This window comes from Balneatrix alpica DSM 16621 (assembly GCF_000619885.1).
Classification (GTDB): Bacteria; Pseudomonadota; Gammaproteobacteria; order Pseudomonadales; family Balneatricaceae; genus Balneatrix; species Balneatrix alpica.
Window position 1 is genome coordinate 206940 of sequence record NZ_KK211040.1, and the last position, 12000, is coordinate 218939.

At 51.6% G+C, this 12000-nt stretch carries 15 protein-coding genes; 6 read left to right on the plus strand and 9 right to left on the minus strand.

Features of this window, described 5'->3' with window-relative positions; genetic code table 11:
- Nucleotides 1–7: 7 nt before the first annotated feature.
- Genes Q334_RS0113785 through prmB form a run of 3 tightly spaced genes read right to left on the minus strand, consistent with a single transcriptional unit; the run spans nucleotide 8 to nucleotide 3244 of the window.
- Nucleotides 8–1171 (minus strand): MFS transporter, encoded by a 1164-nt coding sequence (locus Q334_RS0113785; RefSeq protein ID WP_051527805.1) that lies wholly within the window; start codon nucleotides 1169–1171, stop codon nucleotides 8–10.
- Between the two features lies 1 nt (nucleotide 1172).
- The gene (gene aroC / locus Q334_RS0113790; protein ID WP_027313726.1) at nucleotides 1173–2279 is read right to left on the minus strand and encodes a chorismate synthase; all 1107 of its coding nucleotides are present in this window, start codon (nucleotides 2277–2279) and stop codon (nucleotides 1173–1175) included.
- Nucleotides 2280–2326: 47 nt separating this feature from the next.
- Nucleotides 2327–3244, minus strand: a complete 918-nt coding sequence (gene prmB / locus Q334_RS0113795; protein ID WP_027313727.1) for a 50S ribosomal protein L3 N(5)-glutamine methyltransferase — start codon at nucleotides 3242–3244, stop codon at nucleotides 2327–2329.
- 105 nt (nucleotides 3245–3349) lie between these two features.
- On the opposite strand from prmB, the gene Q334_RS0113800 reads away from it, so the two are divergent.
- Together Q334_RS0113800 and folE are read left to right on the plus strand one after the other, a co-directional pair.
- Entirely contained in the window at nucleotides 3350–3889 is a 540-nt protein-coding gene (locus Q334_RS0113800; protein ID WP_027313728.1) for a Smr/MutS family protein, read from the plus strand.
- A gap of 66 nt (nucleotides 3890–3955) precedes the next feature.
- Entirely contained in the window at nucleotides 3956–4495 is a 540-nt protein-coding gene (gene folE, locus Q334_RS0113805; RefSeq protein ID WP_027313729.1) for a GTP cyclohydrolase I FolE, read from the plus strand.
- 71 nt (nucleotides 4496–4566) lie between these two features.
- Here the strand turns inward: folE and Q334_RS20115 are convergent, their stop codons facing one another.
- The gene (locus Q334_RS20115) at nucleotides 4567–5460 is read right to left on the minus strand and encodes a DUF4892 domain-containing protein (protein ID WP_162157436.1); all 894 of its coding nucleotides are present in this window, start codon (nucleotides 5458–5460) and stop codon (nucleotides 4567–4569) included.
- 155 nt (nucleotides 5461–5615) lie between these two features.
- Between Q334_RS20115 and Q334_RS0113815 the strand changes: the two genes are divergently transcribed.
- Nucleotides 5616–6533 carry a chemotaxis protein CheV gene (locus Q334_RS0113815; protein WP_027313730.1) on the plus strand — a complete coding sequence of 306 codons (918 nt, stop codon included), beginning with the start codon at nucleotides 5616–5618 and terminating at the stop codon, nucleotides 6531–6533.
- Here the strand turns inward: Q334_RS0113815 and Q334_RS19200 are convergent.
- From Q334_RS19200 to Q334_RS0113840, 5 genes are read right to left on the minus strand one after another with little or no spacing between them, the layout of a single operon-like run.
- Nucleotides 6481–7359: an alpha/beta fold hydrolase gene (locus Q334_RS19200; protein ID WP_051527807.1), complete on the minus strand. Its 879-nt coding sequence runs from the start codon at nucleotides 7357–7359 to the stop codon at nucleotides 6481–6483. The genes Q334_RS0113815 and Q334_RS19200 overlap by 53 nt on opposite strands.
- Nucleotides 7346–8146, minus strand: a complete 801-nt coding sequence (locus Q334_RS0113825) for an alpha/beta fold hydrolase (RefSeq protein ID WP_027313731.1) — start codon at nucleotides 8144–8146, stop codon at nucleotides 7346–7348. Before Q334_RS0113825 ends, Q334_RS19200 begins: the two co-directional genes overlap by 14 nt.
- Nucleotides 8147–8179: 33 nt before the next feature.
- Nucleotides 8180–8641: a SixA phosphatase family protein gene (locus Q334_RS19205; RefSeq protein WP_051527809.1), complete on the minus strand. Its 462-nt coding sequence runs from the start codon at nucleotides 8639–8641 to the stop codon at nucleotides 8180–8182.
- Nucleotides 8641–8934, minus strand: a complete 294-nt coding sequence (locus tag Q334_RS19210; RefSeq protein WP_051527810.1) for a DUF4389 domain-containing protein — start codon at nucleotides 8932–8934, stop codon at nucleotides 8641–8643. Before Q334_RS19210 ends, Q334_RS19205 begins: the two co-directional genes overlap by 1 nt.
- Nucleotides 8934–9959 carry an NAD(P)H-dependent glycerol-3-phosphate dehydrogenase gene (locus Q334_RS0113840; RefSeq protein WP_027313732.1) on the minus strand — a complete coding sequence of 342 codons (1026 nt, stop codon included), beginning with the start codon at nucleotides 9957–9959 and terminating at the stop codon, nucleotides 8934–8936. Before Q334_RS0113840 ends, Q334_RS19210 begins: the two co-directional genes overlap by 1 nt.
- A gap of 162 nt (nucleotides 9960–10121) precedes the next feature.
- On the opposite strand from Q334_RS0113840, the gene minC reads away from it, so the two are divergent.
- The 3 genes from minC to minE are packed head-to-tail and all read left to right on the plus strand — an operon-like array spanning nucleotide 10122 to nucleotide 11954.
- On the plus strand, nucleotides 10122–10844 hold the full coding sequence (minC, locus tag Q334_RS0113845) for a septum site-determining protein MinC (protein WP_027313733.1): 723 nt from the start codon (nucleotides 10122–10124) through the stop codon (nucleotides 10842–10844).
- A 43-nt stretch (nucleotides 10845–10887) separates the two neighbouring features.
- Nucleotides 10888–11697: a septum site-determining protein MinD gene (gene minD / locus Q334_RS0113850; protein ID WP_027313734.1), complete on the plus strand. Its 810-nt coding sequence runs from the start codon at nucleotides 10888–10890 to the stop codon at nucleotides 11695–11697.
- A gap of 2 nt (nucleotides 11698–11699) precedes the next feature.
- A complete protein-coding gene (gene minE / locus Q334_RS0113855; protein WP_027313735.1) occupies nucleotides 11700–11954 on the plus strand; it encodes a cell division topological specificity factor MinE in 255 nt (84 codons plus the stop codon).
- Nucleotides 11955–12000 lie beyond the last annotated feature (46 nt).

Consider the following 12000-nt stretch of genomic DNA (forward strand, 5'->3'; position numbering starts at 1 on the left):
TTTTCTCCTATTCGCTATCACTGCTAAGGTTTCGCAGACCACGCCAAGCCAGTAACCAAGCTAACAGCGCAACAACGGCTGCCACTGCGAAGCTCTCACCATGGCCCCAGTGCTGCCATACATAACCACTTAACAAAGCCCCTAAGGCTCCACCCACACCATAGCTGAAGCTGGAAAAAAGCGCCTGCCCTTGCCCCTCATTCCCACCACTGAAAAACTGCTGCACCAGGTGCACGCCACAGGCATGCATGATGCCAAAGGTCGCGGCATGCATCAGCTGGGTGAAGAGAACCAAGGGCAACCAACCAGGATAGGCCGCTACCAGCAGCCAACGCAGCACGGTAATCGCCAATGCCCACAGCATCAGTCTGGCTACCCCCCAACGCATGAGTCGATGCATACCGATAAACACCAGTATCTCTGCAACGACCCCCACCGCCCACAACCCCCCTATCTGCAAGCTATCAAAGCCCTGCTCTTCCATAAAAATGGAATAAAAGGTGTTAAAAGGCCCGTGGGAGATTTGCGCCAGCATAAAGATGAAGTAAAACAACCATACCTGAGGCACCGCCAAACGGGCCCAGAAAGAAGCACCTGCCTGGGCACTCTCCAGCTCAGCACGCGGCTCCTGTACTAGCCAGGTCGAGCACACCATCAGTACGCCCAAGCCAACTAATAGCAACGGCAGGCCTTGAATTGACCATAACTTAAGCGCCCAACCAACCAACACCACGATGGCGACGAAGCCAAGCGATCCCCACAGCCGAATTTGGCTATAGCGTGCTCGTTTGAGTCCCAGATATTGCAGCGTGACCACTTCAAATTGCGGCAACACAGCGTTCAGGAAGAAGGTAAATACCATCATCGCTAACGCCATCTGCCAGAAGTCACGCGCCCACCACAGTAGCACCAGCGTCAGGCAAGAGAGCAACGCACCTAAGCGGATAATGCCAAGGCGACGCTTACGCTTATCCGCCAACCACCCCCACAAATTGGGAGCAACCAAACGGGTTGCCATAAAAATGGCCATTAGTTGGCCAATTTCACTGCCGCTAAAGCCTATATCTTTAAGATAGAGTCCCCAGAACGGGGCGAAGCCGCCTAACAACGCAAAGTAGGCGGCATAGAAGGCGGACAAACGCCAATATGGCAATCCTTGCCGGCTGTCCATATTAACCCGCCTGGGCCGGTATCACCGGGGTTGCTACCTGCACATCTGCGTTTTGCCCACGGTGACGCAGGTAATGATCCAACAGCACGATTGCCATCATTGCTTCGGCAATTGGCGTCGCCCGAATCCCGACACAGGGGTCGTGACGTCCATGGGTTACCACCTCGACCGGGTTACCCTGGCTATCGATACTCTGGCCGGGAAGGCGCAGGCTGGATGTCGGCTTCAAAGCAATATGAGCCAAAATATCCTGACCAGAAGAGATGCCCCCCAAAATACCGCCAGCCTGATTCGATAAGAATCCTGCCGGGGTCATCTCATCCCGATGCTCAGTCCCTTTTTGCTCAATCGCGGCAAAACCTGCCCCTATTTCCACCCCTTTCACGGCATTAATACTCATCAGCGCATGAGCAAGGTCTGCATCCAAGCGATCGAATACCGGCTCGCCCAAACCAGGAGGCACACCTGTCGCTATCACGCTGATTTTCGCCCCGATGGAGTTTCCCTCTTTGCGCAGGGCATCCATATAGACTTCCATCTCAGCCGCGGCCTGAGCATCGGGACAGAAAAAAGCATTGCGCTCAATTTCATCCCAGCTAAAACGCGCCGGATCGATTTTAATCGGCCCCAACTGGCTCAAATAGCCACGCACTTCAATGCCAAGACGCTCGCGCAGAAACTTCTTGGCAATGGCGCCTGCCGCCACCCGCATGGCGGTTTCACGGGCCGAGGAACGACCACCACCACGGTAATCACGCACCCCATATTTATGGGTGTAGGTGTAGTCAGCATGAGCAGGACGAAAGACATCCTTAATATTGGAGTAGTCTTTTGAACGCTGATCCTGGTTCTCAATCAACAAACCGATTGAAGTACCTGTGGTCACCCCTTCAAATACCCCCGAGAGAATCTTAACTTCGTCAGGCTCACGGCGCTGAGTAGTGTGTCGGGACTGCCCCGGCTTACGCCGATCCAGATCATGTTGCAGATCTGCTTCGCTGATTGCCAACCCAGGCGGGCAACCATCGACGATACAGCCCAGTGCCAAGCCATGACTCTCACCGAAGGTGGTGACTTTAAATACTTGGCCGATACTGTTTCCAGCCATCTCCCTACCCTTTGTTAAAAAATGGAAGCAATGCCGTTAGGCACGACTTAAAACAAATGTGCGTACTGCTTCAACTGGCTGGCCGTCAACATAAAGACCCCATGACCACCACGCTCAAAATCCAGCCACAAGAAAGGTACTTGTGGATACTGCTCCTGCAGGTGTACTTCAGAGTTACCGACTTCCACCACCAACAAACCATCATCGGTCAGATAATCCGCTGCTTCACGCAGAATACGTCGAGTCACCTCCAGGCCATCATCACCCGAGGCCAGTCCTAACGCAGGCTCATGACGATACTCATCTGGCATGGAAGCAATATCCTGAGCATCCACATAAGGCGGATTACTCACAATCAAATCGTACTGGTGGGGAGGAACAGCATTAAAGACATCAGAGCGCAGCACCCGTACTCGATCCTCCATGCGATGACGCTTAATATTCATCTTGGCAACGGCGATGGCATCGCTGGAGATGTCCACTAAATCAACTTGAGCATCCTGAAAAACATTGGCGCACGCGATACCAATACAACCTGATCCCGTACATAGATCCAATATGCTCTGAACTGGCTTATATTGCAGCCATGGTTCAAAGCCTTGCTCAATGATCTCCGCCAAGGGCGAGCGTGGCACCAGAACACGTTGGTCCACATAAAACTTCAGCCCAGCAAACCACGCCTCACCGATTAGGTAGGCTGCAGGGATACGCTCACGCACACGACGTGTCACCCACTCCACCACTTTCTCTCGTTCCTGGCGAGTTAAGCGTGCATCCAGCACTTCTTTATCCACATCCCAAGACAGGTGCAATGCATTCAGCACTAAATTGACCGCTTCATCCCAGGCATTATCAGTGCCATGGCCAAAAAATAGCTTGGCCTCACTAAAACGACTGACCGCCCAGCGAATCATATCCCGTACCGTGCGGAGCTCTTCCACCGCTTGTTCAGTATTCAGTTGCATGCCCTGTCCCACTAACATAACCGCAGAAGCCTACACTCCCCGGTTCAGAGTCTGGTAAAAGTCTGAGATAATAATGAATCAAGCTGGTTAAGGCTATTCCAAGGCATGCAAGATGACGATTTGGACGATTTTCACACGCAAATGCGTGGTGTCCGTCCGCTTTCCACTAAACAACGTGTCGCTCCTCCCCCTGCCCGTCCAACCAAAGAGGCGTTGTTATATCGACGCCAGGCGGCCAGTGAAGATGTCGTCACCCGACAATCTGACTTAAGCGATGCGCAAGTCGAACTGGTCGGTTCAGAAACTCCGTTGCTGTTTGCCGTCCCAGGCCTAAGCATGAAAGAGTTCAAACGTTTGCGCCAAGGACGCCTGGCCTGGGAAAGCGGCCTGGACTTACATGGCTACCCAATTGATCATGCTCGGGAAGAATTACACAACTTTATTCGGGATGCTCGTCGCTATAACCAACGAATAGTGTTGGTGGTGCATGGCAAAGCCATAAGCGATGCTGGCAAACATCCTATACTCAAATCCCACGTCAATGAGTGGCTGCAACAAATCCCTGCTGTATTGGCATTTTGCAGCGCACTCCCCAAAGATGGGGGAACGGGTGCCCTCTATGTGCTTTTAAAGCGCGACGGCTAGACTTTACCCCACTCTCAGATTGACTTACTGTAGCCAGCTTTTTCCGCTGGCAGTTAAGGAAACCTTATGGAACAGGCATTCTCTAAAATCATCACCAGCCTCGGTGAAGACCTGAATCGCGAAGGGCTGAAGGATACGCCCAAGCGCGCCGCCAAGGCGATGCAGTACCTCACCCGGGGTTATCATCAGTCGCTTGAAGAGGTTGTCAATGGCGCCCTCTTCCCCTCTGACAACAGCGAAATGGTCATCGTGCGCAACATTGAGCTTTACTCGCTCTGCGAACACCATTTGCTGCCCTTTATTGGGAAAGCGCATGTCGCCTATATTCCCCAGGGACAAGTACTAGGCCTGTCCAAAGTTGCTCGCATTGTCGATATGTTTGCTCGCCGCCTGCAAATCCAGGAAAACATGACAAAGCAGATCGCCGAAGCCATTTCTGAAGTCACAGGAGCGGCTGGTGTAGGAGTCGTCATTGAAGCACAGCATATGTGCATGATGATGCGCGGTGTTGAAAAGCAAAATGCCAGCATGACAACTTCCATGATGCTCGGCTGCTTCCGTGATGATGAGCGCACCCGCAACGAGTTCCTCTCCCTCGTGCGTTAAAGCCAGCTCTGGTTATGCACGAACAACAAAAAGGGGCCGCCAGCGCCCCTTTTTGCTTCCTGATACTCTTATTATTCTTGCGGATACGCCCAAAGCTCGAGATAGGCTTCAGCAGCCTTCGCACCGGCAAAATTACCCAGAGGCCAAACCTCGATGGGAATATCAACAATACCTTGATCACGCAATAAACGCTTGAACTGCTCCGCCCGGTTACGACCGCGCTCCAAGAGCACCGCAGGCTCCTCTGCCCCACCTAAATGACTGAGTATCCACAGTTGACGCCACTGACCATTACGCAAAGGCGCCAACCACTCCTGCGGCAAAGCTGGCGTGACTAACTGGTCATCGCTACTAAACGCCACCGGCACCTGACGACGCAAAGGCCCCTCACTCACCCCTGTACGTCCTGCATGCATCACCTCAAGATGAAGAAAAGCGCGTTTGTTGCCTCTTAATACTGAATACAGCGCCACATAGATATCATTACCATTCTGACTAAAGCGAGCAGCAAGATAATCCTGCTCACGATCTAAACCGTATAGGTTTGCCTTACGAAAAACCTGATTGGCCCAATAGGCGCTGTCACCACAGGCCCGGGCACGACACTGAAACAACACCTCCGCCTCATAACCCGCTAGTTGCTCACGCATAAAAGTAAAAGCCTCACGGGGATGATGCTCCGCTGGCAGCTGATAGGTAATCTGCCATAACTGACCACGTAGACGCTCTTCACTTTCTACCTGGACTCGCCCATTCACTTTTAACATAGGCCCCGTAGCCAACATGTATTCGGGCTTTATCTCCCGACGATAATCAACAATCCAGGACAGTGGATAACGTTCAAATAGAGGGTGATCCTGACTACCACGTTGATCAGTATTAGCAGTTGCTGGGGCGGCCAGCACCAACAACAGCCAACTCAAAACCGCGCTTAGGCGCCATAGGGAGAAAATATTACGTCTCATCAGTGAGAATCCGGCTATCAGAGTGTTAAAGCTCATACTAGACTATTGATACTCCAAGTTTTAGGCGACATCATTGTATTAGGCATAAGCACGATATAGAGCCTGACACTTACGCATACAATACCCCATGAGGGGTCAGACAGGCAGGATTTTCTATGGCAGGCGTACTTGACTCTGTTAACCAGCGCACACAGCTAGTTGGAAAAAACCGTCTTGAGCTGCTGACATTCCGGCTCAACGGGCCGCAAATTTACGGCATCAACGTTTTTAAGGTGAGAGAGATTCTCCAAACGCCGAAGCTGACTGAAATCCCCGAGAGCCATCCGGTGATTCGCGGTACCGCCTATATTCGCGGACGCACGATTCCGGTGATTGACTTGGCCCTGGCCATGGGCGGGTCAAAGCCAACCGATATTGAAGGCAGCTTCACTGTTATCACGGAATACAACATTTCAGTTCAAGGTTTTTTGGTACGTGCAGTTGAACGCATTATCAACATGAACTGGGAAGACATTCTGCCCCCCCCCAGCGGTCTGGGTAACCGTCACTATCTCACCTCCATTACCCGCTTTGAGAATCGTTTGATTGAAATCCTTGATGTCGAAAAGATTCTTTCCGAAGTGGCACCACGACATGATGAAGTGAGCGAGGAAGCAGTTACCAAAGCAGCCGACCAACGTCCTGCCACCTTCCGCGTGATGATTGCGGACGACTCCTCGGTCGCACGTAAACAGATTAAACGCGCCGTAGAGGCGCTCGGAGCGGAGACCACGCTGGTTAATGATGGCGCGGCCGCCTATAACCACCTACTGGATTTAGCCAGCCAAGGGATCAATGTCGCCGAGCATTACTATGTTCTAATCTCTGACGTTGAGATGCCAGAAATGGATGGTTACACCCTAACGGCGAAAATCCGCTCACATCCCGATCTAAAAGACCTCTATGTGATGCTCCATACCTCACTTAGCGGCGTATTCAACCAGAGTATGGTTGAAAAAGTAGGAGCAGATGACTTCCTAGCTAAATTCCAGCCGGATGTACTTGCTGAACGCGTGCTGGTGCATAAGCGCTAACACCCAACTGTGCCGCCAGCCATTGTGCGCTGGCGACAACCTGTTCATCCAAATGCAGATGATGACCACCTGGCAAGGTGGTCTCTTCCATTTGCGCTAGCAACAACTTACGCTCATCCAACTGCGGCCACTTAGGCAATATGCCCTCCTCCCCCCACAATAAGCGTATCGGCATCGGTAGTTGAGCTAGATAATGGCGCACCTGGGGCTCAGTCAAACGTAATGGTGATGGTGCCTTCAAGCGTGGATCCGTTCGCCATTGCCAACGACCGTGCGCTACCTTCTTCAGCGCCCGCTCCACTAGCGGCTTGGCTGCATTAGCTGAAAGCGGCCACATGCCACGCATACGCACGGCTATCGCCTGCTCAATACTGTCAAATTCACGCGACGAAGGGGCTGAGGATGCAACCTTTTTAACTTTGGGCAAATGATGAACAAAATTAGGCACTGCAGCACTCACCGGTCCCAACCCTTCTATTAACAATAAAGATGCCAGCGTTTGCGGATAAGCCGCAGCAAACAGGGTTGCTACCCCAGCCCCCAATGAATGCCCCAACAAATGAAAGCGTCGCCAAGCCAACGCCTCCACTAATTCGCGCACCTCTTGGCAATAGCCCCAAACATAGTAATGACCATGCTGTCGCCACGCCGAACACCCATGCCCGGCTAAATCCATAGCCACAAAATGGATCGGGTAATGTTGACACAAATACTCTGCCAAAGGCGCAAAGCTCGCTGCATTGTCAAGCCAACCGTGCAACGCCAATACTGGCGTATCCCCCGGCCGTCCCCATTGCATCACGCCAATATGTTCAGGCAGCAACACCCTGCTCTCCTTGTCTAACCGCCTGCAAAATATACTCAGCAGTCAAAACCGGCTGTTCCAACGGAAATAGATGTCCTCCGTCAACCACCTCCACTTTTACCCCTGACCGCTTTGCCATCGCTCGACGCTGATAAGGACGCACCGTATCGCTTTGCAAGCCGCATATTACCGTGACAGGCACCTTGAGCTGGCGGCAATAGCGGGAAAGGTGATGAGGCAAGGTGCGATATACCGCCAGCTCAATGGCCGGATCAAAGGAAAGCTCTATTCCCGATGCAGAATTCACCGTACCCGCCGCAATATAATCACGTAGACACTCCTCATCGAAAGCTGCAAACGTAGGCTTCTGCCTAAACCATTTAAAAGCTTCCTCTGCAGAAGACCAATGACGACGGCGGGCAACAGTACGTCCCGCGGGAGTCAGGCGATCAATCCAACCACTGCGTTTGGCTAAGCGTAAAAACCACTCTTCCCAGCGAGTCAGCAAGGGCACATCCAGTAACACAATACGCTGAAATAATTCCGGCTGCTCTAACGCCGCCATATAGGTGAGCATTCCCCCTAGAGAATGCCCAACCCCAATCACAGGCGTAGTCTGCTGACGCAGGTGCCACAGCAGCTCGTCCTTGAGCTTCAACCAATTATTAGTGACAGGGAAACGAGGATCATGACCAATGCGGTCAATCCCCTGAACGGTATAGTAGGGTGTCAGTTGCTCAAGTAACTTGCGGTAACTCCCCATTGGGAAGCCATTTGCATGAGCAAAAAAAAGCGTTGTCTGAGACATCTAGCCTCCAAATACGACAGGAGACTCAAGCAGTTATGGCTGGATAATACGGCATAACTGCACGCATCCAGGCTCCCACCACTCGGCCTCTAGTACCACCGCCATACTGGTGGCAAAAGGAAAGGTAGCGACATTATCTGCCTCTACCCAATGTGTGACCAAGGAGCCTAGTAACGGCATATGACTGACCACCAGCACACAATCCTGCGCCTCTAACTGCTGCTGTAGCCAAACACTGGCTACGGCAACACTTGCCTCCGGCACCAGTGCTGAAGTGTGCTGGGCCGTTAACTGCAAGCGCTCACAAAACGGCTGTAACGTCTGCCGGGCGCGTATATAAGGGCTACTTACCAATCCCTGGGGTTGATAGCTGCCCAATATTTGTCCCAACACCCGCAAATTATCCCGCACACCGTGATCAGTCAGTGGCCGCTCCGCATCCGTTGGTGCACGCCACTGCGCCTCACCGTGACGCATCAAAATCAAACGAGCCATTAATGCTCATCCATCTGTGCCGGCCAGTCACTGAACGGAAACGGCTTCTTTTCCGTTAACAACAGCAAATACGCCAAGCATTGCTGCAAATAACGAAGCGCTGACGATGCCCAGTCACTCAGCCCCTGGCTACGCTCACCGATCACCAACCAGATCAGTAACTGCAGAGGAACCAAAATAGCCAAAAACACTAAACAAACCTCGGTCAGCAAAATAAATAACAGCATATATAGCACCCTTAACAGGGTGTATTCAGAAAATAAGCGTTGCACAAAACTCACCTTTACAGACATCAGTTCCCCCTAGGCAATACAAACTCTACGTCCGAACTCTGCTCACCCGTCATGAGCATCTTCACAACCTGATCCACTCCTTGCCCATTAAACACCACTTGATACAAGCCCTGAACCAGCGGCATATACACCTCTAATTCATCCGCCCAAGCCTTGATGGTTTGTAAAGTTCCTACCCCTTCGGCCACCTCGCCCAGCTCTGCCACCGCATCTTCTAGGCTACGCCCTTGACCGAGTGCATATCCCACCCGATAGTTGCGACTCAAAGGAGACATGCAGGTCACAATTAAGTCGCCCACACCCGCCATACCCAAAAACGTCAAAGGGTTAGCCCCTAAACGTACAGCAAAGCGACTCATTTCCGCCAAACTACGGGTAATCAGCATGCTACGAGTGTTTTCCCCCATACCTAATGCGGCCCCCATCCCAGTGGCGATGGCATAGATATTTTTGAGCGCTCCTCCCAACTCCACGCCATACATATCGTTGTTAGCATAAAGGCGAAAAAACGGTGACTTAAAAGTCTGCTGAATACGATTACGCACCTCTGCATCAGCTGAAGCCACTACGGTTGCAGTCAGCTGTTGCTGGGCAATTTCTTTTGCCAGATTAGGTCCACTTAAAACAGCCAAAGGTTGCTGCGGCAACTCTTCCGCCAGAATTTGACTCATTAAAGCAAAGCTACCTGCCTCAATCCCTTTCGCCGTACTTAGCACTACAGTTGTAGGCGTCAGTAACGCCCGACATTGGCGCGCCACCTCTCGATATGCCTTACTTGGCACTGCCATCACCAATATTTCAGCCCCCGATACAGCCTGCGCTAAATCACTGACGGCCAGGATCTGGGGTGACAACGGATAACCAGGCATATAACGTGCATTTTCATGATCGCGATTAATCGCCTCAATCAGTGCTTCATCCCGCAGCCAAAGTCTGACTGAATGTCCATTTTGTGCGGCAATATTGGCCAACACCGTTCCAAAACTGCCCCCACCTAACACAGCGACAGTAGTTTGACCTTGCATAGGGTGTCCTCGCTTTTAAATCTTTATTCCCGCCCTACCAACTCAACTTGGTAAAATGGAAAACACCTTATTATTCCGCCGTCTTCGTCACACCGAAAGAAAAAAGACGTGCTATGATGACGACTAAATTTAGGTAATCGCTAAATCACAGGCAACTGACCTATGTCCGCGCCCGAATCTCAAAGTACGCCCGATTGTTTTCGCCTTAAAGGCAGTATGTTCACTTTATCGGTAATAGAACTCAGCCACTTTGAGGCTGAGGCTTTTCAAACCCAACTGCAACAAACGGTTAATCAAGCCCCCCGTTTTTTTCAGCACATGCCAATCGTGATTGGTCTCGATTCGATCAGTGCAGACGCTGACCTCAACTTTGCCAAAATCAAACAACTGTGCCAAAACGCTCAATTAAACCCCGTGGGAATTCGCGGTGGCAGTGAGGCTCAACAACAAGCTGCATTGGAAGCAGGGCTGCCTTCTTTGGGTAATGTCAGCAGTCGTAGCAACCAAAGTAATAGCAAGACCGATACCCCAGAACCTGCCGCAGCCAATTTAACCACCAAAGTGATTGACCGCCCGATTCGCTCCGGCCAGCAAATATACGCTCGTGACGCTCACCTAGTGGTACTAGCCCCAGTGAGCGCAGGCGCCGAAATTCTGGCGGATGGTGATATTCATGTGTACGCCCCTTTGCGTGGACGCGCCCTTGCAGGTATAAACGGCAATACCCAGGCACGTATTTATTGCCAAAACATGGAAGCAGAGCTGTTATCTATCGCCGGGCATTATAAACTCAGTGAAGATTTACAGCACTCCGCCCTATGGAAGCAGAGTGTGCAGGCTATACTGGAGGATGAAAAACGCCTGCAATTAAACCCGCTCGGCTAACCCTTATACCAAACAGTTTAAGAATTAATAGGAATACACCACTGTGGCTAAGATTATTGTCGTAACCTCCGGTAAAGGCGGGGTGGGCAAAACCACTACCAGCGCAGCCATCGGGACTGGCTTGGCTCTGCGGGGCCACAAGACGGTAGTCATCGACTTCGATGTCGGCTTGCGCAACCTTGACCTGATCATGAATTGCGAACGCCGTGTTGTTTATGACTTTGTCAACGTGATCAATGGCGAAGCCTCACTCAAGCAGACCCTGATCAGAGATAAGCGGGTTGAAACACTCTATATCCTGCCTGCCTCTCAGACCCGTGACAAAGATGCCCTAACGCTGGAAGGGGTAGAGAAAGTACTCGAAGAACTCTCCGAAAGCTTCGATTACATTGTCTGCGACTCTCCTGCCGGCATTGAAAAAGGCGCCCTGATGGCACTCTACTTTGCTGATGAAGCAGTAGTAGTGACCAACCCAGAAGTGTCTTCAGTTCGTGACTCAGACCGCATTATCGGCATTCTGCATAGCAAATCCCGTCGTGCCGAACGTGGCGAAGAGCCTATTAAAGAAAACCTACTGCTGACCCGCTACGATCCAGAACGCGTAATCGATGGCGAAATGCTGAGCGTAAAAGACGTAGAAGAAATCCTGGCCATCCCCTTAATTGGTGTCATTCCTGAGTCCGAAACCGTACTCAAATGCTCCAACCAGGGTATTCCGGTCATTTTGGATCAGCAAAGTGATGCTGGTCAGGCCTATGAGGATGCGGTTGCCCGTCTACTTGGCGAAGACCGTCCCATGCGCTTCCTTGAGCCCCCGAAAAAGGGCTTCTTTAAGAGAATGTTTGGAGGTTAAGGGTGGCAAGCTTCTTTGACTACTTCCGAAGCCGCAAAAACAGCTCCGCAGCGGTAGCGAAAGAGCGGCTGCAAATTATCGTTGCTCATGAGCGATCCAAGCGGCATCAACCCGACTACCTGCCAGATCTTCAACGCGAATTGCTTGAAGTTATCAAGAAGTATGTGCAGGTTGCTCAGGACGATGTCAGTATTCAAATCGAAAATACCGATAACTGTTCGGTACTGGAACTCAACATCACCCTACCTGATCGTTGATAGCTAAAGCGGGAGGCTTATACCTCCCGCCTTACTACAAAGAGCT